Consider the following 25,169-nt stretch of genomic DNA (forward strand, 5'->3'; position numbering starts at 1 on the left):
AGTACGCTGTATTATCAACCTCATTAGAACTACGTACTGTTAAACCCCAATCAACTCTTATTAAGAAACGGATTAGCAGACTAGAAATCGAATATACATGAGGTTTGTAATGTCTAGTCCTACGCTTACTGACAAAGTATCAAAGATGATTCGCCAAGATATCCTTAATGGTGAGTTAACCCCAGGCCAAAAACTCGTTGTAGCTGATCTTAAAGCACGATACAACGTGGGTGCATCTCCAATTCGCGAAGCCTTAGTGCAATTATCTTGGAGTAAATACGTAAAGCTAGAGCCACAAAAAGGCTGCTGGGTATCTCCTGTATCGAAGAAAGAACTCAACGACCTATATGAAAGCCTTCGTGTTGTCTCTTCTGTACTGCTTAAAAAGGCGATTTCAGCAGGTGATGAAAGCTGGGAGCTTGAAGTATTAACCTCTTACCACAAGCTATCACGCATACAATATGTATCAGAAGAGTTTGATTGTATTGAGTGGGAAGAGCGTCACCAGCAGTTCCATGCCGCTTTACTTGAAGGCGCAGATTCAGAGAACATGTTTAAGTTCTTTGATGATCTTATCAATCAAGTAAAACGCTACCGCTTCCTAGCTATGTCAGCAAAAAGCGCGTCTGATGATCTGTTCAATATTGATGAGCATGAAATGATCATGAAGCTGGTGCTTGCTAAAAATGTCGATCAAGCGACAGAACTATTGGATCAACACCTGTTAAGTTCAATGAAACGAATTGAAGAAGTTATCGAAGCCGCATAATGCCAAGATAGATTCTAACCACATAAAAACGGAGCCTAATAGCTCCGTTTTTTATTTCCAGAATTACGACTGAACTACCACCCGAAAAACTCTTTGTGATGAGTATTGAGCAGCACAACCATAGGTAAAAAATACAGTGCACTCAGCTGAAAGCCAAGAATGACTAACGTTCCTATGGTTAACCTCACTAAAAAATCGACAAACATACCACGCCTCTTTTCAATCAGACTGTATGATCCCTAAACCCTTGCTTCAGATAACCTAATTAACTCATCCCTTTCAAGCCTTTGATAGGGTTAATAACCCGTTGAATTAAGTTAACGGTGCCATCCTTTACATCTAGCAAACACTCTATTAATTGCATCTTTTACCATGAGATGCGCCGAAGCAAGACTGTTTGATTATTGTTCAGTTTAGCTCAAATAACCGCGAGCATTAGACTTTAGCTAGTCATATAAACTTTGTGATTTAAGTCTCTCAAAAATGAGATTTACAATAAATACGGATGTACACCATGAGGGGAATCAAGCACAGTAAATAACAGAGCACTCTATAAAAAGCGCAATAGCGCCCTAAGGGAGGGTTACAAAGAAATGAATGGCAATAAGAAAGTGTGGACAAGCGATGCATACTTCCAGAAAGCAAAACGGCCCAAATGAAGGGCCGTTCGTATTAATAAAATTGCTTTCGCTCTCTAACGATTAAATGAGCTGTGTTAACTTAAAAGCAGCTTTCAATGTTTCTTCGCTAGGCTTTCAACGCCCGTTCACCACGAGCAATACCAACAACACCACTTCGAGCCACTTCAAGAACTTCCGTCACTTCAGACAAAGCCTGAATGAAAGCATCAAGCTTCTCGCTAGTACCCGCCATTTGCACTGTGTATTGCGAAGCCGTCACATCAACGATCTGACCACGGAAAATATCCGCAGTACGCTTCACTTCTGCACGAGCAAACCCGCTAGCGCGTACTTTTACCATCAGAAGTTCACGCTCGATATGCTCAAGTTCAGACACTTCTTGAACCTTAAGTACGTCGATCAATTTGTGTAACTGCTTCTGAATCTGCTCAAGTTGCATTTCGCTTGAGTTAGTAGTGACATTCAGACGAGACAGCGTTGGATCATCTGTAGGAGATACATTCAAAGACTCAATGTTGTAGCCACGCTGAGAAAACAAGCCAACCACTCGAGAAAGTGCACCTGGTTGGTTTTCCATTAATAGTGAAAGGATGTGTCTCATATTATGTTCTCTCCGTTTTGCTTAGCCACATGTTATCCATACCCTCGCCTTTGATCTGCATTGGGTATACGTGCTCGGTGTCATCCACACTGATATCGACAAATACCAAACGGTCTTTCATCGCTAGTGCTTTTTCCAAACCTGATTCCAGTTCATCCGGAGATGAAATACGCATGCCAACGTGGCCATAAGCCTCAGCGATAGCAGCAAAATCAGGAACAGAGTCCATATATGAATTAGAGTAACGACCTTGATAAACAATGTCTTGCCACTGTTTTACCATGCCTAAGAAACGGTTGTTAAGGTTAATAATCTTAACTGGAATATTGTATTGCAGCGCAGTCGATAGCTCTTGGATATTCATTTGAATACTGCCATCACCAGTAACAATCACAACTTCTTCATCAGGTTTCGCAAACTTAACGCCCATGCCAGCAGGTAGGCCAAAGCCCATCGTACCTAGACCACCAGAGTTAATCCAACGGCGTGGCTTGTCAAACGGGTAGTACAAAGCAGCAAACATTTGGTGTTGACCGACATCAGAAGCAACATAGGCATCACCATTGGTTACTTTATGCAATGTTTCAATAACTTGTTGTGGCTTAATACGGCCAGACGTTTTGTCATACGCTAGGCAGTCACGTTCTTGCCACTGTTTAATTTCACTCCACCAGCTTTCCATCGCTTCTGCATCGTTAGTTCCACCTTGCTCAACGAGCAAGTTCACCATGCTCTCTAGAACTTTTTCCGCTGAACCTACAATCGGTAGATCCACTTTTACGTTCTTAGAGATCGAAGATGGATCGATATCAATGTGCATGATCTTCGCATCAGGGCAGTACTTATCTAGGTTATTGGTCGTTCGATCATCGAAGCGTACGCCAATACCAAAGATCAAGTCCGCATTGTGCATCGCCATATTGGCTTCATACAAACCATGCATGCCCAACATACCCAAAGAGTTCTTATGAGTACCAGGGAAAGCGCCAAGCCCCATTAGGGTGCTTACCACGGGTAAATTCAGTGCCTCTGCTAATTTTAACAGCGGCTTATCTGCCTCAGAAATAACCGCACCACCACCGACATAAAGTACCGGTTTCTTCGCTTCAAGAAGGGCTTTTAGCGCCTTTTTTATCTGACCTTTATGACCCGTAACCGTTGGGTTATATGAACGCATTTTGATCGTTTCTGGGTATTCATAAGGAAGCTTGATTTGTGGGTTTAAGATGTCTTTTGGCAGATCAATAACCACAGGACCTGGACGTCCTGTCGTTGAAATATAGAATGCTTTTTTAACGACTTCAGGGATATCTTCCGCTTTCTTAACGAGGAAGCTGTGTTTAACGATCGGGCGTGATACACCAACGATGTCACACTCTTGGAAGGCGTCGTTACCAATAAGGTTATTTGGTACGTTACCAGAAATAACAATCATTGGGATTGAGTCCATGTAGGCTGTTGCAATACCAGTAACGGTATTGGTCGCACCTGGACCAGAACACACAAGTACTACACCCGGCTTGCCGGTAGAACGAGTATAGCCATCTGCCATGTGGGTAGCGGCTTGTTCGTGTCGTACTAATACGTGTTTAATTTCCGCAGTTTTAGCATGCAGCGCATCGTAGATATCAAGTACAGAACCACCTGGGTAACCAAAGATTTGTTCTACACCCTCTTCAATTAGAGACTGCACCACCATCTCAGCGCCGGATAACATTTCAGCGCCGGATGACATGGCTGTTTCAGGTTTTGTTGTCATATTGCTCTCCTCACCAGTTTCCAATCACATTTGGTGAACATGTTGGGCTGGTTTTTCATAGTCTAGGGCTTATTCGTAGCCTAATTCGAAATACTTCCACTTTTTCGGCTATGGCTGTCTGTAGTGATAACAACAAACAGTAATACGAAACAACTTTAACGCTTTATTATCATCTGGTCTAACACCTGTTATTCGGTAACTGTGCCAAAAAACCAACTATTAGCTCAAAGCATCAAATAAAACCCAAACCAACCGACAAGGCTAGGTTTAAACACTACCTATCAAACAAAAAAAAGCACTTAATATTTCAATGGATCACTATTCATCGATAAAAAACGAGCTTGCTGGTGTGCGCTTTCGCACATTGTGCTGTTTCATTAGATACAAAAAATCCCCCTAAAAATGCAATCACATTCGTAGGGGGATTTTTAAACAACTGAAAATTTATCTAAACAGAAAACTACTTATCTTTAGGCTTTTCGTTGTACATTTCTTCGATTTCGTCTTGATACTTATCGTTAATAACCTTACGACGCAATTTCTGGGTTGGTGTTAGCTCACCATCATCCATAGAAAACGCTTTTGGCAGCAACTTGAACTTCTTCACTTGTTCAAACTTCGCTAGCTCTTGTTGTAAGTCATTCACACGTTTCTCTAGCATCTCTACTATTTGGTGATTTTTAACAAGCTCAACACGGTCGTGATACTTGATATTGAGCTCTTTGGCATACTCTTCTAGCGAGTCATAGCAAGGAACAATCAGTGCAGAAACGAATTTGCGCGTATCAGCGATAACAGCAATCTGCTCGATAAAGTGATCTTTACCAATTGCGCCTTCAACCACTTGCGGTGCAATGTACTTACCGCCAGAGGTCTTCATTAATTCTTTGATGCGATCAGTAATGAACAGATTACCATTTTCATCAAAATGACCCGCATCACCGGTTTTTAGGAAACCATGCTCGTCAAATGTCTTAGCTGTCTCTTCAGGCATCTTGTAGTAGCCACGCATCACCATTGAGCCACGAACAAGAATCTCATCCTTAGCGCCAATTTTCACTTCAGCACCCGGCATCGACATACCGATCGAGTCAGGGTTAAAACAACGGTCATCCCAACACGATACTGTTGCCGTAGTTTCTGTCATGCCGTAGCCCAGTTTTACATTGATACCAATAGCATGGAAAAAGCGACCAATGGTTTCATCAAGCTTCGCGCCACCACATGGCATGAAGTTGATGTTACCGCCTAGCAGAGCTCGCAGTTTAGAGAGCACAAGCTTGTCGGCAAGCGCATGGCTCTTCTTCAGCATAAATGATGGTGTACGACCTTCTTGATGACAAACAGAAAGCTTCGCGCCCATGTTCACAGCCCAAGTAAAAAGTACTTTACGAATAAACGGTGCTTTCGATACTTTCTCGTGAATCGCTGAGAAAATCTTCTCGTAGAAGCGAGGAACAGCAGACATAACCGTTGGTTTAACATCACTCAGTGCGTCACGAACTTGCATGGTGTCTTGCAGATAGCAGTTGGTTGCGCCTTTATAGAGGACATAGAAAGTCCAAGCGCGCTCAAATACATGTGATAGAGGTAAGAAACACAATGAGACGTCGTCTTTGCTTAAGCTTAGGCGCTCATCATGGCCTTTTAGTTGATAGCCAACGTTCGTGTAATCAAGCATTACACCTTTAGGCTGACCTGTAGTACCAGAGGTATAGATAAGGGTCAGTAAGTCGTCCATACATGCTTCGGCTAGACGAACATCAAGTTCAGCTTGCTGCTCTTCAACACCACGAGCCATGAACTCTTTCCAAGATACAGCAAAGCTGTGTCCTTGCAGATCGATGTCATCAGACATAGCGACGATGATTTCAAGCTGCTCACACTCTTCGAAGATGTTAACAGCGGCATCAAACTGAGGTTGCTCACCAACAAATAAGATCTTCACATCTGCATTTTGGATAATGTAAGAAGACTGCGCTGCTGTGTTCGTTGGATAAATCGGTACAGTAACAAGACGAGCTTGCAAAGATGCAAAATCTGCTACGGTCCATTGAGGCATATTGTTCGAGAAGATACCGATCTTATCTTGAACTCTCAACCCTTGAGCCAATAGCGCTAATGAAAGCGTATCGATTTGTTGTCCAAACTGCTGCCAGCTAATACCTTGCCATACATTGCCTACTTTGTGCTTCAAAGCTGTACGGTTGCCGCCTTGGGCAATTTGGTCACGAAGTCTTTTTACGATATGAAAATCTAAATTGGCCATCTCTTTACCTTTGGCTTACACCTGTAAGCTTTTTTGAGCGCACAAGTGTACCTCTGATCATGGAAAAGGCAACTGATGAAGCTCAAAGTTATAAGTAATAGTACGTCTCACGCTAAGTTTTCTATCAACAAAAATAGCAGGTACAAAAAAGCCCTAAGCCAGACTCCTAGCTTAGGGCTTATAAATCATAGGAATTAGTGTCTAGTTAAGCGCCACTACTTCGCCACAGATCATCATTAACTGATCTCGTAACCAGATGTGTCCTTTGTCCTTTTCACTTGATTCGTGCCAGCTTAGGAAGCCAGAAATCGCCGCATTATCGAATGGGAAATCTAGAATTTGAAGCTGCTCTTTATTTGCTGCATGTTCTACCATCCAACGAGGAGCGATTGTTACTAATTCCGATTGGCCTACAACGTAAAGAACGTTGCTCAAGCTCGTACCTTCGTAGAAAGGCGTGCAATCTAGGTCACGGTAAGCTTGCTCTGAGAAGCTACGTTGACCATGGATGCGAGACAGTTTAGCGTGCTTTTCGTTAAGCAACTCTGCCGCTGAAACTTCACCGTTGATACGTGGATGAGAAGCAGAAGCTACCACAACCAATTCATCTTGGAAGATTTCAGTGCTTGAGAAACCTTGTTCATCAAAACGCGAGTAATCAATAACGAAGTCAATTTCTTGGTAACGCATGCGCTCAGAAAGTTGGCGGTCAAATTCGGCATCCATATGCAGATTAACGCTAGGTGCTTGGTCGTTGATTGTCGACATAATCTTAGGAGCAAAACGCATGTCACAAGGGCTGCAAATTGCAAGTTTGAACAGACGAGAAGACGACTCTGGAGAGAACACTGAACTTGGCAATTCGTTGCGTACTAACTGCAGCGCTTGGCGGATTGGACCAAACAACTGACGAGCACGTTGAGTCGGTTGAATACCACGACCTTGACGCATGAATAGTTCGTCGTTGAACATTACTTTCAAACGAGCAACAGCGTTACTTACAGCAGGCTGAGACATGCCCAGATTATGAGCTGCACGTGTAATATTTTGCTCTTGCATAACTGCATCAAATACAGTCAAAAGATTTAAGTCGACTCCACGAAGTGTGCTTTCCATTCTGTAGCTTGCAATTGCACTCATTGCGTCTTTTTTCTCTAACATTCAAGTTGCCTCTTGTCGGTTCGACAGGGTTAAATTGGTAATGGTGTGGGAATAGATAACCACTAATTCTTATATTTATCAGACCGATGTTTTTCGGATTGCCATTACTATTAACCAATACATCTCGAGCTACCAACAAGATTGATAAAGAATAATTTTATTTTACCTTAATGATTAAACAACACATAAAAATCAGTTGCTTACATAGTTATAAAAAAACATAAAATGCATCACTTATGAGTTTCCTTTCGACTTATTTAGCTGTCCTATCATTTTGGTTACATTTGTTACAGATTATTGAACCCATGAATCGTTCAGCTGGTCAATTCAGACATAACACTTATGGATTACGTGAGTGATGCATAACTGGGAAAATCTACCTTATCCCAAAGTTGCTTTCTTAAGTCATCTTGGTTGGACCAGTTACCCGCCAAAATCCACCCAACAAGTGCGCTTGCCACGTCGGGATAAGTGACCATTTCAGCCTGTTTTTCACCGAGCCAACTACGCAATATAGCCGCGTCTAAAAAACTCATGGTTTGAGCCAACCCGAGCGCTTCAAGCGTCGCCACATTACTCTGTTGTTCGAACTGCCCCTCAAGAGGCTTGAGAAGCAATTTTTTACCCAAAGTTAAGGCTTCAGATGGCAATTCAAAACCGCCATTAGCCACCACACCAGAGCACTGATTGAGATCGAATTGGAAGCCGGCATGACTCAGTGGTTTGAACTCAATATTTTCGACTTGGCTATGCTCAATAACATTCGGGTGATAACAGACAAAGTTGTGCGAAATAAACTTCATCAACAGCTCCGAGATCGCATCAAGATCCTCAAATGGTAAATAGACCAAAGTGAAGTCTTGTGTTGCTTTAGCTCGCTCATCACACGCAGGCGCGTGAACGATTGGGGTATGAACGATAGGCGGCAGTATCGGTTGGTCAAAGTGATACCAATGCAAACCAATAGAGTGCTCAGTTGGGGCGAAATGTTGAATCACGGAATGTTCAATCCAGTTGCCCCCTTCTTTAGGCACATCGTAACGGAACGCATTTTGGTGGCTTATTCCAATACACGGGACACCTTGCCTTTTCGCAGCCCAAGCGGTTACCGGTTCAAAGTCATTAATCACTAAATCATAAGGCGTAAGATCGAGCTGGTTAATTTCACGGAGAAATCGCCAGATGTTATTCTTGATGAATGTCTTGCCGTATTTAACCTGCCCTTGCTCACTGTAAAAGGTTAAGCCGCTGCGGATCTGATAGTGACCAAACGCTTCCATCGAGAAGTACTTGCTCTCATCTCGCCCAGAGAACAAAAAGTCGACATCGATATTTTGCTGACGAAAAGCCACAGCCATTGCTCGAGCGATGTGACCATTTCCTGTGCCTTGTACTCCATATAAGATTTTCATGCATGTTCCTTTGTGTTTACCACTTAAGCCCGGCAGTGGTTGTTGCCAACAAAATAATTACGGGATGAAGCTGATAGCAAGGCTGGTACAAGCGATGCCCAAGGCCGCGCCAATCAGTACATCCGTTAAAAAGTGCACACCAAGTAGGATTCGAGAGCCAGCAATCGCTGCCGCCCAAATCAGGCTAAAAAGATATAAGCTCGGATAGAAATGTCCGATTAGAGTCGCCATAACAAAAGCCGCAGCGGAGTGCCCAGAAGGCAGGCTGTATTTATCAGATGGCACAATATGGGAATAAAGAAATGAAGAGAATTCAGCAGGTCTGCGACGCTTGAGGGTATTTTTAGCCAGCCAGTAGATAGGAAGTTCGATAGCAAAGGCAGTTAAGCCTACCAAGAGAAAGTCTCGACCGATGTTACTGTCAGCCAGTAATGCAACCAAAGCAATCAAAACGTAAAGGTGTCCATCTCCAGTATGAGACACCGCCTTACTGAGTGTCGCCTGTTGTCCGCAATAACGGTTGTTTAAACAGAAAACAGAAAATGCCACATCCCAGCGGACAATAGGTTCGATAGTACGCATACAATCTCCTTAACAATCCTTATTCAGTTAAGGCTCAAGTTATGCCCCTGAAATGACAGTTAAGTGACGTTTTTAATGAACTAAAATGAATTTTGAGGCGAATTGACCGCTTTCGCTAAGTAAGCTGATAGGAGCCTAGAAGCTGCCGATAAAAATAAAGCGACCTAAGGCCGCTTTATTCTTCTACGTTTTTACTTCTTTATATAAGCAAGCAAACGCTACTTCTATCGTGTTAATGGTTATAGCGTTAGATAATGATAATAGCGCTCGCTAATGATAATGGCGCTAAAGGTTATAGCACTAAAAATTATAGAGCTAATGGCTCATGCTTTTTCACCAACCCAAAGTCCGCCAATATCGCGTAAGCGGCAGGGATCATAAACAACACCAGTAAGGTTGAAGCAAATATGCCAAACACAATTGAAATAACCAATGGTTGGATAACCTGAGCCTGCAAGCTGGTTTCCGTCAACAGCGGTAGCAAGCCTGCGGCGGTAGTCATTGATGTCAAAAATACCGCACGGAAACGCTCGCGACTGGCTTTCACAACAGAATCATGCACGCTATCCCCCTCGTCGACGTGATGACGAATATATTGCACCAACAAGATGGAATCATTGACCACGATGCCCGCAAGCGACACAAAGCCCATCATGCTCGGCATACTTAACGCGTGCCCTAACAGCCAATGACCAACCACTACCCCAATGAAGGCCAGTGGAATCGCTAACATGACGACCACAGGTTCCAAGTAGCTTCGGAACTGATAACTCAGAATCGCAAACACACCGAATAAGCCCAACAAGAAACCTTTACCCATCGAGGCTCCGGTCTTCGCCGCATCTTTGGCTTCACCTTCAAAATCAAAGCGTAAGCCTGGGTACTTCTGAATAAGCTTGGCCGCTTCATCCTTTTGGAACTGAGCCAAAATCGCTGACGAGCTCGCCTTCTTATTATCAATATCACCAAAGATACTGATGGTTCTTAAGCCATCGATGCGCTGGATTCGTACGTAGTTACGTTGAAAATCTAACGTTGCCAATGTCGCTAGCGGGATCTGACTGCCATCTGCAGTGATGATTGGGAAGTTAGCCAACTGCTGTATGTCGCCCGCTTGTTCTTTATCAAGGCGCACCTCTATCGAAATGTTCTCAACCCCAATTTGAATCTCATCCGCAGTCTGACCAAAGAAGGCCGCACGTAATTGGGAAGCGATCATCTGCCCGTTCACATTGTAGGTTTCCGCACCTGGGCGAAGTTTAACTAAGATCTCTTCCTTACCCATGCGCATGTCATCAAGCACGCCGTGCACACCATCAAACTGGTTGAGGTACTCCTGAATATCTAAAGAAGCCGATTTCAATGCAGCAAGATCATCATGTTTGGCGCGGATCTCAATCGCACGACCGCCCGGCCCCATGGTGGGTTGCTTGAAAACTAACGAAATAGGATCAGCCAAATCACCGATGTCCTCCCGCCATGCATCAATAAAATCATCGATAACCGTGTTGCGGCTCTCTGCACCACGCAAATCTAAGCGTACGGTGGCTAAGTGTGGGCCTGATTCATTGGCGTCTGCGTTGGCATTGAATTGGCTGGTGATGTGTTCCACCAAGGTATTGCCCCCTTCAACCTCTTCACTCCACTGCTCATTCAAACGTTCAGCAGACGCGACTATTTTATCGACCACTCTCTCGGTTTGAGACAATGATGCGCCCGGCGGAAGAATAATACGCGCCTCGGCAATATCTCCATCCAACTCAGGGAAAGGTTGGAACTTAACAACACCACCAGCAATCAGGGAGATAGATAACAGCAATAAGGTCATCACTCCGCCCATAAAGGCATAGCGGAACGTCACCACCTTCTCGACCATGTTCATCAAAGTTGTATTGCGAAAGTTCTCAAATTTCTCTAACAACACGACTTTGAAGCGCAGCGCTGGCTTGTCGTTTTTCTCTTTATGCAAAGAGTGAGACAGGTGATTAGGTAGAATCAAGAAGGCTTCAATCAAGCTCAACGAAAGCACCAGAATCAATACTTGAGGAACGGCCTTAAGCACCGCGCCCATCTCTCCATCGAGGAACAACAAGCTACCGAAAATACACACCGTAGTTAAGAAAGAAGATAAGACTCCGGGAAGCACTTTCTTAACACCGTTGTACACCGCATCATCAACGTTTTGCCCCCGATCTAAATGGGACGCTATCGATTCGGCAATCACGATGGCGTCATCCATCATGATACCAATCGCCATCAACAGTCCTACCAGCGACATGATGTTGATAGATAGGCCAAGGTTCGCCATTAAGAATAAGCCACCAAGGAAGGCTACGGGCAAACCTGCCGCAACCCAGAATGAATATCGCAAACTGAAGAACAGCCACATGGTTGCGAACACCAACACAATACCTTGCCAGCCATTACGCACCATCATGGTCAAGCGATCCCACAATACAGAGGAGAGATCGTTGGTCATTTGTAGCGTCACACCATCAGGGGCAATCGCGCTTTGATCTTCAACGAATCGGGTGACGTTTTCTTTGATTCGTAGCGCATCATCTTCTTTGTTTTTGCTGATCTTCAATAGCGCAGACGGCTTACCATCAAACAGAACCTTCTGTTCATCCAGTTCAAAGCGGTCGGTGATCTTGGCAATATCTCTCAAACGGATCACCGACCCATTCGGCGCAGAGCCAACCACGATACTTTCTAATTCAACCGGCGTGATGCGTCTTTCATCAAAACGAATCAGGAAGTTTTTGTCTGGCGTCTCAACGTTACCACTCGGCAGCTTTACATTCTGACGACCAATTTGGTCTGCGATATCACCGACACTCAAACCCAACTGGCGAATGGCTTGCGTATCAAGTTCGACTCGATATTGGTGATCGGAAAAACCACTGACTTCGACTAGAGAAACATCGTAATCGAGCTTCATGGTACGTTTGAGGTCTTCCGCGTAGGCTTTGAGTTCAGGCCACGAGGTTTCGGCTGTAATCGCGATATCAACAACCGGTTCATTCCAATCCAGTTCTTGGACAACTGGCGATTCAATCTCGCTCGGGAAATCATTGATCGAGTTGATCTGAGTTTGTACGTCCACCAGCATTCGGCCGATGTCTGCTTTCTCATTAAGCTTCAGAATAAGACGAGCACTGCCTTCTATCGCCTCACACTGAGTTTCCTCAATATTGGCTAGGCCATCGACGGCATCTTCCATTCGCACACACAAGCTCTCTTCCACTTCTTGTGGTGATGCGCCGGGATAAACGATGGCCGCCATAATGTAAGGCGGATCATAAGCGGGGAAGGTTTCACGCTTGATGGTTGATAATGAGCTGATACCCATGATCAATAACCCAAGCATCAACAAGTTGGCAGCTGTTGGGTGCCTAGAAAAGAACTTGATCATGACGCACTCTCCTGAGTATCCGATTCAAGCTTAACCTCTGTAGAGTTCGACTCTTTCAGTAACATGCCTTCGATAGCTGGCAGAACATCATTGAGAACCAATTTATCTCCCGTTTGTAGCTCGCCACTCACAACCACTTGGTTGTCTCTACGATAAAGCACTTCAACATTCACCACTTGCAAGCGCTGATTGTCATCCATCAGGTAAACCTTGTCACCGTGCAGTGCTCGCTCTGGAACCACCCAACTCAGATTCGCGACACCTTCAATCTCCGCTTTAACAAACATACCATTGACCAAAGGCGTTGCGCTGTCTGGTTGCAGTTGTGAGTAGTCTTGAGCGATTTCAAGAATGATCCCTGCTGTTGCTTGGTTCTCATCAACGGTTTCGCTGATTCTCGCCACCTTTGCAGGCCAATTGAGGTTAAGGCTGCCACTGTTAAGTTGAATACTTGCTTTGATCGGCGCTTCATAAGGGTTTGATATGCCTGCGGCATCACGAGGGAATTGAATAAAGCTTGAGGCTAAAGTTTGCATATCGTGAATAGAGAGTTGCGCCTCAACTTCCATAACTTTAATCCCGTGAGCAACAAACATCTCTTGCTGAAGATTAACCACTTGGTTTTGTTCAATATCGACCTGAGCTATTCGCATCGCTCTAGGTAAAGTGATGGTCGTTTTATCCAAAGAGCGTTGCGCCTCTTTTACTTTAGAGACATTCACCTTAATCACTGCTTCCGCAACACGCTTTTCATCTGGCATCAATGCAATTTGGTTATCAATATCCAATACAAGCTTTTGTTGAGACAACGCACTTTGCTGCTGCAAGTCAACATCGGATTGAGAGGTGAGCCCTTTCTTGCGCAGATCTTGTTTACGTTGCAGTTCTTTATTGCTGATCACTAAGCGGTTCTTTTCGATCTTTAAGGTCTGCTTAAGGTTATCTTCTTCTTGGTTTAACTTAGCTAATGAGGTCTGGCTTGATTTAAGATCCGCTTCAGCTTGTACCAACTTCAACTCGTAATCCAAGGGATCGATCTTAAGTACCTCAGTACCCGCTGGAATTATCTGCCCTTTTTCTAGGTCAGGATGTCGATAAACAATCTGCCCTGTCACCTCGGCGATGGCTTTCCATTCAACTTTAGGTACTACTTTGCCAAAGCCCACAGCCAATGGCGCGATCATTTGTTGTTCTAAACTGACTGTTTCAACTAGACGAGCCCTATCTCCCGCAGGCTTAGTCGGTAGATCCGGCTTTAAGCTAATCGCAGTCAAAAGGCCGATGACACCAACCGCAAGTGCTGGAAAGAAGAGTAGTTTTTTATTTATTTTCATTATCTTTTGTCCTGCACTGCAGAAGGGCTTGGTGCGTTGATAAAGCCTTCGGTCATCAATTGAATGTTGTGTTCGATTAAACGGTTAAGAAATTCTTCATTAATCTCAATACCATGGATTGCTAATAGAGGGGGCGGAGCAATGAAGGGAAACACCATCAAGCTTATATACGAAACTCGACACAATTTTGGATCCATGTTCTGTTTTAAGATGCCTTGTTCAACCAGCTTTTCAAAAATGACATCTTGTGCTGGCTTGGCGACATCGAGAAAAACCTTTTCGAGCAACTCTCTCTGCACTTCAGAGGGAGGCATATTCATCACTTGAGCAATCAAGCGAGGAAACTTGGGGACCTTGACCATCTCTTTATAATAAGTCCGCATTAAATCAAGAAAGTTCTCATGGCTGCTTTCTTCAACCAATCTCTGCATTTGCAATTGCATGGGTCGTAGCGTTTCACGCAGCATCGCCTCAAATAATCCAGCCTTACTGCCAAAGTAATAACGGATCATCGCAATGTTCACACCCGCACGATCAGCAATCAGGCGTGTCGAGACCTTGTCGTATGACTGAACGACAAACAGATCACGAGCATGCTCAATCAATAGTTGTCGAACATCTAAGTTCTGTTGAGGTCGCCCCGCTTTTCGTGCTGTCATGGCATCAACCTATCTCTATAATTAATCATTCGATTAATTATAGAGATAAACAGGCATAACAGTAGAAGATTAATTACTCACTATTTAATCAATTGATTAATTACTTTAGTCACGCTTGTGATTTTTTTGGTGAATCGTTCCATTAAAAATATTTACTACAAAGTTTTAACCTACACATCAGCCAAACGATAAACTAACCCGCCAATACAAAACCACCAATCAGTCGATTTAGCCAACTAAGATATAAAAAACAGCACAAACCAAACCAAAACACTGCCAATGTACGCTGATATTGGATTTTCTTGTTTGACGCTCAGAATAAATTACGGTAAATATGGTGTTAACAGTTTATTTACGGATATTTGTGTAATGATTTTTTCTTCTTCTCTACTGCTGAAACTTCTCCTTATCGTGAACCAATCGCGCGGGTAAGTTGTGGGTCAAGAACTACACAAATATTAAAACCCGCACTGAGCGGGTTTTTTTGTAACTGGCACTTTTAAAAGAACATCATTCTTAATAATAATTTGGATAGCAATCGATTCATTATCGATATAAGGAAGCACCCATGAACGATCAAGTAATAATTTTTGATACTACCTTACGTGACGGCGAGCAAGCATTGGCTGCAAGCCTTACGGTAAAAGAGAAGTTACAGATCGCTTATGCTCTTGAGAGACTGGGTGTCGATGTTATCGAAGCTGGCTTCCCTATTTCTTCGCCAGGTGATTTTGAATCCGTACAAACCATCGCTAAACACATCAAAGGCAGCCGTATTTGTGCGCTTTCTCGTGCCGTAGCGAAAGATATCGACGCCGCTGCAGAAGCACTTAAAGTGGCTGACCAGTTCCGTATTCATACCTTCATTTCTACATCAACGGTTCACGTACAAGACAAATTACGCCGCAGCTACGACGATGTTGTCGAGATGGCAGTAAAAGCCGTCAAACATGCGCGTAACTACACCGATGATGTGGAGTTCTCTTGTGAAGATGCTGGTCGTACACCCATCGACAACCTATGTCGTATGGTTGAAGCCGCGATTAACGCAGGCGCTAAAACCATCAATATCCCAGACACCGTGGGCTACACAGTACCGAATGAGTTTGGTGGCATTATCCAAACGCTATTCGATCGCGTACCCAACATCGATCAAGCGATCATCTCTGTTCACTGTCACGATGACTTAGGTATGTCGGTTGCTAACTCAATTGCTGCAGTGCAAGCGGGTGCTCGTCAAATTGAAGGCACAATCAATGGTATTGGTGAGCGTGCGGGTAACTGTTCATTAGAAGAAATAGCAATGATCATCAAAACTCGCCAAGAGCTTTTGGGTGTTCATACTGGCTTGGATCATAAAGAGATTCACCGTACCAGTAAGTTGGTTAGCCAGCTTTGCCACATGCCAATTCAAGACAACAAAGCAATCGTCGGTGCCAACGCATTCAGCCACTCTTCAGGTATCCACCAAGACGGCATGCTTAAGAACAAAAACACTTACGAGATCATGACACCTGAGTCGATTGGTTTGAAAAACAAAGCATTGAACCTAACAAGCCGCAGTGGCCGAGCGGCTGTTAAGAGCCACATGGACGCTATGGGTTATAAAGATAATGAGTACAACCTAGATTCATTGTACGAAGACTTCTTGAAGCTTGCTGACCGTAAAGGACAAGTCTTCGATTACGACCTAGAAGCATTAATGCACTTCGCGAATCTACGTGACGAAGATGACTTCTATAAACTTAACTACCTAAGCGTACAATCTGGTAGTGTTATGTCTACCACCAGCATCAAGCTGCAATGTGGTGATGAAGAGAAATGCGAAGCGGCTGTCGGCAATGGCCCTGTTGATGCTTTATACCAATGTATTTACCGCTTAACAGGCTACGAAATCGCGTTAGATAAATTCGACCTTACTGCGAAAGGTGAAGGCGAAGATGGCTTAGGTCAAGCGGACATCATTGCTAACTATAAAGGCCGTAAGTACCACGGTACGGGCGTTTCAACGGATATCGTTGAAGCTTCTGGTCAAGCGTTGCTACACGTTATCAATAGCATTCAACGCGCAGACACTATTGCTGAAATGAAGCAGCAAAAATTCACGACAGTTTAATACCCCAATAACAGAGCCCTAGAGCCGATGTTGTTGGCTTTAGGGACAAAATTTAAAACGAGCCAAACAGCTCAGTAACAAGAATTAAAGGATTAACATGACAGATAAATCATACAAAATTGCCGTACTACCTGGTGATGGCATTGGCCCAGAAGTAATGCAACAAGCACACAAAGTGCTAGACGCGATTGAAAAGAAACACGCAATTAGCTTTTCTCGCGAAGAGTATGATGTTGGTGGTATCGCAATTGATAACCACGGCTGTCCACTTCCAGAAACAACAGTTGCAGGCTGTGAAGAATCTGACGCGGTACTTTTTGGTTCTGTTGGCGGTCCTAAATGGGAACACCTTCCACCAAACGACCAACCAGAACGTGGTGCCCTACTTCCGCTACGTAAACACTTCCAACTATTCTGTAATCTACGTCCTGCGCAAATTCACAAGGGTTTAGAGTCTTTCTCTCCTTTACGTGCTGACATCTCAGGTAACGGTTTCGACATCGTTGTTGTTCGTGAACTAACGGGCGGTATCTACTTCGGTCAACCAAAAGGCCGTGAAGGCGAAGGCGCAACTGAAAAAGCGTTTGATACTGAGGTGTACCACCGTTACGAAATCGAACGCATTGCGAAGATTGCGTTTGAATCTGCTCGTCTACGTAACAAAAACGTGTACTCAATCGATAAAGCGAACGTTCTACAAAGCTCTATCCTATGGCGTGAAGTGGTTGAAGAAGTCGCGAAAGACTACCCAGATGTGAAACTAAGCCACATGTACATCGATAACGCGACCATGCAGCTAATCAAAGATCCATCTCAATTTGACGTGATGCTTTGTTCTAACATCTTCGGTGACATCATCTCTGATGAGTGTGCAATGATCACTGGCTCTATGGGCATGCTTCCTTCTGCAAGCTTGAACGAAAGCAACTTCGGCTTATACGAACCAGCGGGCGGCAGTGCTCCAGATATCGCAGGTAAGAACATCGCTAACCCAGTCGCGCAAATTCTTTCTTCAGCGTTAATGCTTCGTTACAGCCTAGGCGAAGAAGCCGCAGCGCAAGACATCGAAACAGCGGTATCTAAAGCACTTTCTGCAGGCGAGCTAACTGCTGACCTAGCAGGCAAAAACCAAGCGCTGACTACCTCAGAAATGGGTGACAAGATCGCTGAGTACATCTTAGCTTCATAAGCTAGATGCTTAGATTAGAAGCAAGTACATAAGAATAATATCAAGCCAAGTCAGCTTAAATAGCATGACTTGGCTAGAAACAAACACTGGGACTGATGCTCCCAAGGAAGAAAAGCTATGTCGACAAACCAGCAAGCAAAAACCTTATACGAAAAAGTTTATGACGCTCACGTTGCGGTTGCAGCGAAGGGCGAAACGCCAATTCTTTATATCGATCGCCACTTAGTCCATGAAGTAACCTCGCCACAAGCCTTTGATGGCCTGCGTGAAAAAGGTCGTAAAGTTCGCCAAGTAGGCAAAACTTTTGCAACCATGGATCACAACGTATCGACCCAAACCAAAGACATCAACGCCTCTGGTGAGATGGCTCGTATCCAAATGGAAACGCTATCGAAAAACTGTGAAGAGTTTGGTGTCACGCTTTACGACTTAAACCACAAATACCAAGGTATTGTTCACGTAATGGGCCCTGAGCTAGGTATTACTCTGCCGGGCATGACCATCGTATGTGGTGACTCACACACGGCAACACATGGTGCATTTGGTTCATTAGCATTCGGTATCGGTACTTCAGAAGTTGAGCATGTTCTAGCAACTCAAACGCTAAAACAAGCTCGTGCTAAAACCATGAAGATCGAAGTAAAAGGCAAAGTCGATGAAGGCATTACAGCAAAAGATATCGTACTCGCGATCATCGGCAAGACAACAGCCGCTGGCGGTACAGGCTACGTAGTTGAATTCTGTGGTGAGGCAATTACTGACCTTACAATGGAAGGTCGTATGACGGTATGTAACATGGCAATCGAGCTTGGCGCTAAAGCCGGCCTAATTGCTCCAGATGCAACGACATATGAATACATTAAAGGTCGAAAGTTCTCTCCACAAGGTGAAGACTTAGAAGCAGCAATCCAATACTGGGATACGTTAAAAACCGATGCTGATGCAGAGTTCGATGCGGTTGTTACACTAGAAGCAGCAGACATCAAACCACAAGTTACTTGGGGCACTAACCCAGGTCAGGTTATCTCGGTAGACACACCAATCCCTGCACCAGAAAGCTTCGCAGATCCTGTTGAAAAAGCTTCAGCAGAAAAGGCTCTGGCGTACATGGGCCTTGAAGCGGGTAAATCTCTATCGGATTACAACGTTGATAAAGTCTTCGTAGGTTCTTGTACTAACTCGCGTATCGAAGACATGCGTGCAGCTGCAGCAGTAGCGAAAGGCCGCCAAGTAGCGGAACATGTTCAAGCATTGATCGTTCCGGGTTCTGAGCAAGTAAAAGCACAAGCGGAAGCGGAAGGTCTAGATAAGATCTTCATCGAAGCAGGCTTTGAATGGCGCCTACCGGGTTGCTCTATGTGTCTTGCCATGAACAACGACCGTCTAGGTCCACAAGAACGCTGTGCTTCTACATCAAACCGTAACTTTGAAGGTCGCCAAGGCCGTGATGGTCGTACGCACCTAGTTAGCCCTGCAATGGCAGCCGCAGCGGCTATCGCTGGTCACTTTGTCGATATTCGTGAACTTTAATTAGAGGATTTAACATGTCAGGTTTTCAACAACACACCGGATTAGTCGTTCCTCTAGATACGGCCAACATCGATACTGATGCGATCATTCCAAAGCAGTTTCTACAGAAAGTGAACCGTATCGGTTTTGGTAAGCACTTGTTCCACGACTGGCGCTTCCTTGATGATGCAGGCCAACAGCCAAACCCTGAGTTTGTAATGAACGCACCACGCTATAAAGGTGCTTCAATTCTACTGTCTCGTGAAAACTTTGGTTGTGGTTCATCTCGTGAACACGCACCTTGGGCGCTTGCAGATTACGGTATTCAAGTGATGATCGCGCCAAGCTTTGCAGACATTTTCTACGGTAACTCGATCAATAACCAGATGGTGCCGGTTCGTCTTACAGAGCAGGAAGTTGATGAAATCTTCCAGTTCGTTGAAGCAAACGAAGGCGCAGAAATTACAGTTGATCTTGAAGCACTAAAAGTCAGTGCGAACGGTAAAGAATACTCGTTTGAAATTGATGAGTTCCGTCGTCACTGCTTGCTGAATGGCTTAGACAACATCGGCCTTACACTTCAACATGCCGATAAGATTTCTGAGTTTGAAGCTAAGATTCCTAGCTTCCTGAAATAAAGAAATCTTGAAGTAAAATCACACAGTTTTGTGTGCACATAAAAGGTTGGCTTAGCGCCAACCTTTTTTTATTTGGTTCAGTCTTTTATTTAGCTCAACGTCTTTATTAAACTCAGCCCTTTATTTAGATCAGTTCCGCTATTTAACTGAAGAGCAATGAAAGAAAATGGTAAGCCATAAGGTCTTAGTAGTCAGTCATCAGGAGAATGCCATGAAACAACTACTTTTTATTGTCAGCCTACTTTTCTCAACCTTAGCTTGGTCTGCGCCTAAATCTGATCTTTGGCCATACTGGAACCAAAGCAATGAAACCAACCAAGAACAGGTATCTCATCAAGATTGGCAGCAATTCCTCGATAGCTATTTAGTCAAGCAAGGCCAACACACTCTAGTGCGTTATCAAGTTGTGAGCACTGCAGACAAGGCAAAGCTCAAGCAGTACATCCAGAGACTAGAGCAGTTGAATCCACTCGACTATTCAAAAGCGGAACAGTATGCCTACTGGGTTAATCTATATAACGCCGTGACTGTCGATCTAATTCTCGATGCTTACCCAATAAAATCCATCACAAAGCTCGGCGGACTGTTTAGTTTTGGACCGTGGGGAGATGATGCAGTGAAGGTAAATGGGAAGTCGCTGACACTCAATGACATTGAACATCGAATCTTAAGACCGATTTGGCAAGATCCGCGCACACATTACGCGGTGAACTGTGCGAGTTTAGGTTGCCCTAACTTACAGTCTGAAGCTTTTACCCCTGACAATACTGAATCCTTGTTAGAACAAGCAGCCTCTGAGTTTGTTAATAGTGACAAAGGCATGATAGTTGAAAACAACAAGCTTCAACTATCATCGATTTACGAATGGTTTGCTGTAGATTTTGGTACGGAGAAACAACTCATTCAACACTTAGACCAATATCGAACAGAAGCAGTAACCAATACTCAAAATATCAGTTATGACTACGACTGGTCGCTTAACCAAGCAAACTAACTCGAACGCTAGAGCTCATCACTAGAGCTAAACAAAAAAGAGGCTAGCGGTTTTTATTAACCACTAGCCTCTTTTTTATCTATTGAACCGGATTCCTACGATTAAAAGCTTGAGCCCGGTTGCAGCAAGAATTCAACCTCTTCGGGAGTCGAAGTCCTACCTAACACCTCATTACGGTGCGGATAGCGGCCAAAACGCTCAATAATCACTTTATGCTTGAACTCAAAATCTAGATTGTTTTCTAATCCTGTCTGGGAAAAAAGCATCACAGCCTGTTCATGCATCAGCAAAGACTCACTGTGCATATAAGGCATATACAGGAAGCTTTTTTGTTGCTCGTTAAGCTGGTGATCAAAACCACCCGCTACCGCCTCTTGGGCTAGAACCAACGCCATTGGGTCAGCCGAAAAAGCTGTCGGACTGTTTCTGCCAATATTTCGAGAAAACTGATCAAGCACGATAATTTCAGCCAATCGTCCTTGTGCGTTTTGTCGCCATTCAAATAGCTCACCTTGAGCCGCTGCCTTGTGCACCTCAGCAAATCGAGACTCTATCAAAACATCAATTTCTTCGCCGCCAGTAAACCAGTCTTTTGGCGTCAATTCATCGAACCAAAACTCTAGAACATCCTGATACGTTACCGTCATATAATTCCCTTTAATAAAAACCGAGTAATTTTGTTATTACTCGATTTAATGTTCGATTACTTAAAACCTTTGACCTTCTTTATCAAGTCATAAGCATTTTGAATTTCTTGCGACTTTTCTTTCGCGACATTCATCATTTCTGGAGGTAAGCCCTTCGCCATCAACTTATCAGGGTGGTGTTCATTCATCAGCTTACGGTAGGCTTTCTTCACCTCTTTACCATCGGCACTTTCACTCACTCCTAACACCTTAAAAGCATCTGCCAACTGGTTTTGCTGTGAAGCTTGTTGCCACCCCGATGACTGTCCGTGATCTTGATGCCCACCAAAGCTTCCACCTTGCTGTTGAAAACGAAATGCGGCTTCTTGCATCTGTAAACGGCGCTCTAGCTGTTCCGCAGAAAACCCAAGACCTTGCGCTATCTTATGCAAAACCTGACGCTCACTTGGGTGCAAGCTTCCATCGGCAAATGCTGCGGACACTTGTAGCTCAAGAAAAAACTGCAGAAGATCAAAACGACCGCCCGATGAGATTTTCACACGCTCAAGCACATCGCTTAACGGGAAGTCACTTTCTTTGCCATCACGAAACGCATCTTGAGCCGCTTTACGTTGCTCGCCATGCAGGTTCATACGCTCCATCATTGTAGAAGCGAGCTGAATTTCTTCCGGAGTTACCTGCCCCTTGGCTTTAGCAACATGTTCCATAACCGCAAAAGCCGCTTTAAAGAACTCATTCTGCCTTTCTGCTTGGCTTGGTCCGCGACCAAAACCAGAACTATTGAAGCCCGATTGGTTCAGTCGGCGAGCTTTATCAAACTGGTGCCCTAAAAATAGGCCAAAAACTAAACCGAGCGGCCCCCCAAATAAAAAACCAAAAAAAGCGCCCAAAATTTTGCCAAATATTTGCATTATGTGTTCTCTATCTATGAATTTTATCTGAGTAATGCTGTCTGATGATGCTGAATGCTAATATTTCCTTTATCATAAGGAAAATGCTTTATTAATTGGATTGATACTAGATCAACCCTTCATCTAGTGACACAGGATAGTTCAACTTCATGCACTCTTTTTCCCGCACCTTGTTAGCCGCGTCTGTAAGTACGGCATTATACGTGTCGACAACTCAAGCTGAAACAATCACCGATAGTAGTGTGCAGGAAATGCCCTCTATCGGTCAATGCTTGATCAAACCCTCGAAAGATCCTATCGACCAATGCAGGGTTCAACCCGCATCAGAAAACGATACACAGCTGCCTGCTCATGTTGAGTCCGATCGTTTAGAAGCAATCAATGGCGACAAGGCGATATACTCTGGTGATGTAAGAGTCACGCAAGGAATCAAAATCATTCTTGCTGACAATGTAACGCTTCACCAACAAGAAAATATCGTTGTAGCTGAAGGCAACGTAAACTTTAGTGATGGTCAAATTAAGTCAGTTTCCGAAAGAGCAACCAACAACCTGACTACCGATGAAATGACGCTCGAAAATACCAATTATGAATTCCTCTGTGAGCAAGGTAGAGGAGAGGCTGTTTATATCGCGAATACAGGTAAAGCTGTCTATGAAATCGAAGATGGCTCAATCACCTCTTGTCCTATCGGTGACAATGCATGGCGATTAAGAGCGTCAAGTATCGATGTCGACCAAAATGAAGAAGAAGCTACGTTCTACAACCCAAGGTTTGAAATTCAGAGCGTTCCTGTTTTTTATCTGCCGTACTTAACCGTTCCGATTGGTGATACGCGTAAAACAGGCTTCTTATATCCAACGGTATCATATGGTTCAAGTGATGGTTTTGAATTTGAGATCCCAGTGTATTGGAACTTGGCACCAGAGTACGATCTGAAAACCACCTTTAAACACATGAAAGAACGTGGTACTCAGCTTAACAGTGAGTTCAGATATTTAAGTGATTTTGGTTCTGGGATAATTAAGTCTGAATACTTATCGGATGACAAAAAATACCAAGAGAAAGGCGATCGTTGGGGGACTCAACTAGCGCACACCGGAATATTCCAAGAATCTTGGTTGTTTGAAATTGATTACTCAAAAGTCAGCGACATCAGTTATTTCACAGATATCAACGGAAGCGGCATAGGCAATCGTGAAGATGGTCAACTGCTTCAAGAGGGGCAGGCAACCTACCGTTCTCACAACTGGGATGCATCTGTACTTGTCCGAGACTTCCAAGTCCTAACTGATTCAAAAAACAACCTTCCATACCGCCTACTTCCTCAGTTGGAATATAACTACTATGCCCCTGAGGTAATGGAGTATTTAGATTTCGACTTGGTCAGCCATGTATCTCTGTTTGATACAGATGCAAAAGGGAAACCATCGGCAACTCGTATTCACGTTGAGCCGGGAATTACAATTCCAGTAGGCAACACTTGGGGTACTTGGACCACAGAAGCTCGATTGCTTGGGACTTACTACCAACAAGATCTTGATGGTGTAGATACGACAACGGGAACAAAAAAAACAAACCCCAATTACGGCCTTGAAGAGAAAGTATCCCGTGTAATACCTGAATTTCGAAGCCATGCTGGCATCGTTTTAGAGAGAGATACCAAGGTCATTGGCGACTACACTCAAACTTTAGAGCCCCAAGTTCAATACTTGTACGTACCAAAAGAAGATCAAGACAACATCGGCCTTTACGATACGACACTTCTGCAGACTGATTACTATGGTCTCTTTAGAAGCCGTAAGTACAGTAGTGTAGACCATATCGCTGCAGCTAACCAAGTCAGCTATGGTGCATCATCTCGTTTCTTTGATGATGAATATAAAGAGCGTCTCAATGTGTCTTTTGGACAGATCTTCTATATCGACAAAGACACGAAACAAAATTTACAACTCGATACTAAAAATAAGAATTCGAACTACTCGTCTTGGGCAGTAGAGGTCGACTTTAACTATGACGACTATCTATTTTATCATGGCGGTGTACAGTACGATATCGACACGTCAGCGATGCAACTAGCTAACAGCACCATTGAGTACCGTTTTTCTGGTGGTTATATCCAAACCAACTACCGCTACGTAACCAAAGAGTATATCGAAGACACTGTTGATTTTAATGTTGGATCGATTACTAAAGATGGTATATCTCAGGCAGGATTACTCGGTTCTTATAAGATTTCGCGAAAATGGAGTGCTAGCGCTCAGTATTTCTATGATTTAACGACCGAAGAGAACCTTGAGTGGTTAGCGAAACTCAATTACAAATCAGATTGTTGGTATATCGGCTTCACCTACAGTAATCAATTACGTAGATGGGAAGGCGATTACATCAACACGTCGAATGCAACGCCAGTGTACGAGAAAAACTTTGGTTTTAACTTCGGTATTATTGGCTTTGGAACCAATATAGGCTCTGATTCAAGCGAAGTAAGTGAAACGAGTTCAAGTAACGCACTTAGCTATGGTCGCCCATTCTTCTTAAACAACTAATTTTCTTTATTGAT

Annotated in this window: 18 protein-coding genes; 7 read left to right on the plus strand and 11 right to left on the minus strand. The window is 43.9% G+C overall.

Going from position 1 to position 25,169, the window contains the following annotated elements:
- Nucleotides 1–145 precede the first annotated feature (145 nt).
- Entirely contained in the window at nucleotides 146–769 is a 624-nt protein-coding gene (locus tag OCV44_RS12500; RefSeq protein WP_246091695.1) for a GntR family transcriptional regulator, read from the plus strand.
- A gap of 747 nt (nucleotides 770–1,516) precedes the next feature.
- On the opposite strand, the gene ilvN is transcribed toward OCV44_RS12500, so the two are convergent.
- The 9 genes from ilvN to OCV44_RS12545 all read right to left on the minus strand — a co-directional run bounded on the left by ilvN (nucleotide 1,517) and on the right by OCV44_RS12545 (nucleotide 14,602).
- On the minus strand, nucleotides 1,517–2,011 hold the full coding sequence (gene ilvN / locus OCV44_RS12505) for an acetolactate synthase small subunit (RefSeq protein ID WP_004735875.1): 495 nt from the start codon (nucleotides 2,009–2,011) through the stop codon (nucleotides 1,517–1,519).
- 1 nt (nucleotide 2,012) lies between these two features.
- Nucleotides 2,013–3,770 (minus strand): acetolactate synthase 3 large subunit, encoded by a 1,758-nt coding sequence (locus OCV44_RS12510; protein WP_139683799.1) that lies wholly within the window; start codon nucleotides 3,768–3,770, stop codon nucleotides 2,013–2,015.
- Between the two features lie 460 nt (nucleotides 3,771–4,230).
- Nucleotides 4,231–6,039, minus strand: a complete 1,809-nt coding sequence (locus tag OCV44_RS12515; protein ID WP_139683798.1) for an AMP-dependent synthetase/ligase — start codon at nucleotides 6,037–6,039, stop codon at nucleotides 4,231–4,233.
- A 201-nt stretch (nucleotides 6,040–6,240) separates the two neighbouring features.
- Nucleotides 6,241–7,200, minus strand: a complete 960-nt coding sequence (gene leuO / locus OCV44_RS12520; protein WP_009847810.1) for a transcriptional regulator LeuO — start codon at nucleotides 7,198–7,200, stop codon at nucleotides 6,241–6,243.
- Between the two features lie 347 nt (nucleotides 7,201–7,547).
- Nucleotides 7,548–8,612 (minus strand): MJ1255/VC2487 family glycosyltransferase, encoded by a 1,065-nt coding sequence (locus OCV44_RS12525; protein WP_139683797.1) that lies wholly within the window; start codon nucleotides 8,610–8,612, stop codon nucleotides 7,548–7,550.
- A 57-nt stretch (nucleotides 8,613–8,669) separates the two neighbouring features.
- On the minus strand, nucleotides 8,670–9,194 hold the full coding sequence (locus OCV44_RS12530; RefSeq protein ID WP_139683796.1) for a phosphatase PAP2 family protein: 525 nt from the start codon (nucleotides 9,192–9,194) through the stop codon (nucleotides 8,670–8,672).
- 307 nt (nucleotides 9,195–9,501) lie between these two features.
- A complete protein-coding gene (locus OCV44_RS12535; RefSeq protein ID WP_139683795.1) occupies nucleotides 9,502–12,609 on the minus strand; it encodes an efflux RND transporter permease subunit in 3,108 nt (1,035 codons plus the stop codon).
- Nucleotides 12,606–13,943: an efflux RND transporter periplasmic adaptor subunit gene (locus tag OCV44_RS12540; protein WP_139683794.1), complete on the minus strand. Its 1,338-nt coding sequence runs from the start codon at nucleotides 13,941–13,943 to the stop codon at nucleotides 12,606–12,608. The genes OCV44_RS12535 and OCV44_RS12540 overlap by 4 nt, the downstream gene beginning before the upstream one ends.
- A complete protein-coding gene (locus OCV44_RS12545; protein WP_009847815.1) occupies nucleotides 13,943–14,602 on the minus strand; it encodes a TetR/AcrR family transcriptional regulator in 660 nt (219 codons plus the stop codon). Before OCV44_RS12545 ends, OCV44_RS12540 begins: the two co-directional genes overlap by 1 nt.
- A 568-nt stretch (nucleotides 14,603–15,170) precedes the next feature.
- On the opposite strand from OCV44_RS12545, the gene leuA reads away from it, so the two are divergent.
- The 5 genes from leuA to OCV44_RS12570 all read left to right on the plus strand — a co-directional run bounded on the left by leuA (nucleotide 15,171) and on the right by OCV44_RS12570 (nucleotide 21,048).
- Nucleotides 15,171–16,718, plus strand: a complete 1,548-nt coding sequence (leuA, locus tag OCV44_RS12550; RefSeq protein ID WP_139683793.1) for a 2-isopropylmalate synthase — start codon at nucleotides 15,171–15,173, stop codon at nucleotides 16,716–16,718.
- 97 nt (nucleotides 16,719–16,815) lie between these two features.
- Nucleotides 16,816–17,907 (plus strand): 3-isopropylmalate dehydrogenase, encoded by a 1,092-nt coding sequence (gene leuB / locus OCV44_RS12555; protein WP_139683792.1) that lies wholly within the window; start codon nucleotides 16,816–16,818, stop codon nucleotides 17,905–17,907.
- Between the two features lie 117 nt (nucleotides 17,908–18,024).
- A complete protein-coding gene (gene leuC, locus OCV44_RS12560; RefSeq protein WP_139683791.1) occupies nucleotides 18,025–19,437 on the plus strand; it encodes a 3-isopropylmalate dehydratase large subunit in 1,413 nt (470 codons plus the stop codon).
- A 14-nt stretch (nucleotides 19,438–19,451) separates the two neighbouring features.
- Complete coding sequence (leuD, locus tag OCV44_RS12565; protein WP_139683790.1) at nucleotides 19,452–20,054, plus strand: 3-isopropylmalate dehydratase small subunit; 603 nt, start codon at nucleotides 19,452–19,454, stop codon at nucleotides 20,052–20,054.
- A 211-nt stretch (nucleotides 20,055–20,265) separates the two neighbouring features.
- Nucleotides 20,266–21,048, plus strand: coding sequence for a DUF547 domain-containing protein (locus tag OCV44_RS12570; RefSeq protein WP_139683789.1), 783 nt, complete (start codon nucleotides 20,266–20,268; stop codon nucleotides 21,046–21,048).
- Nucleotides 21,049–21,149: 101 nt separating this feature from the next.
- Here the strand turns inward: OCV44_RS12570 and OCV44_RS12575 are convergent, their stop codons facing one another.
- Both OCV44_RS12575 and djlA read right to left on the minus strand, forming a co-directional pair.
- The gene (locus tag OCV44_RS12575) at nucleotides 21,150–21,695 is read right to left on the minus strand and encodes a DUF924 family protein (protein ID WP_139683788.1); all 546 of its coding nucleotides are present in this window, start codon (nucleotides 21,693–21,695) and stop codon (nucleotides 21,150–21,152) included.
- A gap of 56 nt (nucleotides 21,696–21,751) precedes the next feature.
- Nucleotides 21,752–22,606 (minus strand): co-chaperone DjlA, encoded by an 855-nt coding sequence (gene djlA, locus OCV44_RS12580; protein WP_139683787.1) that lies wholly within the window; start codon nucleotides 22,604–22,606, stop codon nucleotides 21,752–21,754.
- Between the two features lie 149 nt (nucleotides 22,607–22,755).
- On the opposite strand from djlA, the gene lptD reads away from it, so the two are divergent.
- Nucleotides 22,756–25,155, plus strand: coding sequence for an LPS assembly protein LptD (gene lptD / locus OCV44_RS12585; RefSeq protein WP_139683786.1), 2,400 nt, complete (start codon nucleotides 22,756–22,758; stop codon nucleotides 25,153–25,155).
- Nucleotides 25,156–25,169: the final 14 nt, after the last annotated feature.

The sequence above is a fragment of the Vibrio tasmaniensis genome (assembly GCF_024347635.1).
GTDB lineage: Bacteria > Pseudomonadota > Gammaproteobacteria > Enterobacterales > Vibrionaceae > Vibrio > Vibrio tasmaniensis.

Coding starts and splice junctions, on each gene's coding strand:
- OCV44_RS12500 (WP_246091695.1), top strand. CDS start 146: ATGATTCGCCAAGATATCCTTAATGGTGAGTTAACCCCAGGCCAAAAA.
- ilvN (WP_004735875.1), bottom strand. CDS start 2,011: ATGAGACACATCCTTTCACTATTAATGGAAAACCAACCAGGTGCACTT.
- OCV44_RS12510 (WP_139683799.1), bottom strand. CDS start 3,770: ATGACAACAAAACCTGAAACAGCCATGTCATCCGGCGCTGAAATGTTA.
- OCV44_RS12515 (WP_139683798.1), bottom strand. CDS start 6,039: ATGGCCAATTTAGATTTTCATATCGTAAAAAGACTTCGTGACCAAATT.
- leuO (WP_009847810.1), bottom strand. CDS start 7,200: ATGTTAGAGAAAAAAGACGCAATGAGTGCAATTGCAAGCTACAGAATG.
- OCV44_RS12525 (WP_139683797.1), bottom strand. CDS start 8,612: ATGAAAATCTTATATGGAGTACAAGGCACAGGAAATGGTCACATCGCT.
- OCV44_RS12530 (WP_139683796.1), bottom strand. CDS start 9,194: ATGCGTACTATCGAACCTATTGTCCGCTGGGATGTGGCATTTTCTGTT.
- OCV44_RS12535 (WP_139683795.1), bottom strand. CDS start 12,609: ATGATCAAGTTCTTTTCTAGGCACCCAACAGCTGCCAACTTGTTGATG.
- OCV44_RS12540 (WP_139683794.1), bottom strand. CDS start 13,943: ATGAAAATAAATAAAAAACTACTCTTCTTTCCAGCACTTGCGGTTGGT.
- OCV44_RS12545 (WP_009847815.1), bottom strand. CDS start 14,602: ATGACAGCACGAAAAGCGGGGCGACCTCAACAGAACTTAGATGTTCGA.
- leuA (WP_139683793.1), top strand. CDS start 15,171: ATGAACGATCAAGTAATAATTTTTGATACTACCTTACGTGACGGCGAG.
- leuB (WP_139683792.1), top strand. CDS start 16,816: ATGACAGATAAATCATACAAAATTGCCGTACTACCTGGTGATGGCATT.
- leuC (WP_139683791.1), top strand. CDS start 18,025: ATGTCGACAAACCAGCAAGCAAAAACCTTATACGAAAAAGTTTATGAC.
- leuD (WP_139683790.1), top strand. CDS start 19,452: ATGTCAGGTTTTCAACAACACACCGGATTAGTCGTTCCTCTAGATACG.
- OCV44_RS12570 (WP_139683789.1), top strand. CDS start 20,266: ATGAAACAACTACTTTTTATTGTCAGCCTACTTTTCTCAACCTTAGCT.
- OCV44_RS12575 (WP_139683788.1), bottom strand. CDS start 21,695: ATGACGGTAACGTATCAGGATGTTCTAGAGTTTTGGTTCGATGAATTG.
- djlA (WP_139683787.1), bottom strand. CDS start 22,606: ATGCAAATATTTGGCAAAATTTTGGGCGCTTTTTTTGGTTTTTTATTT.
- lptD (WP_139683786.1), top strand. CDS start 22,756: ATGCACTCTTTTTCCCGCACCTTGTTAGCCGCGTCTGTAAGTACGGCA.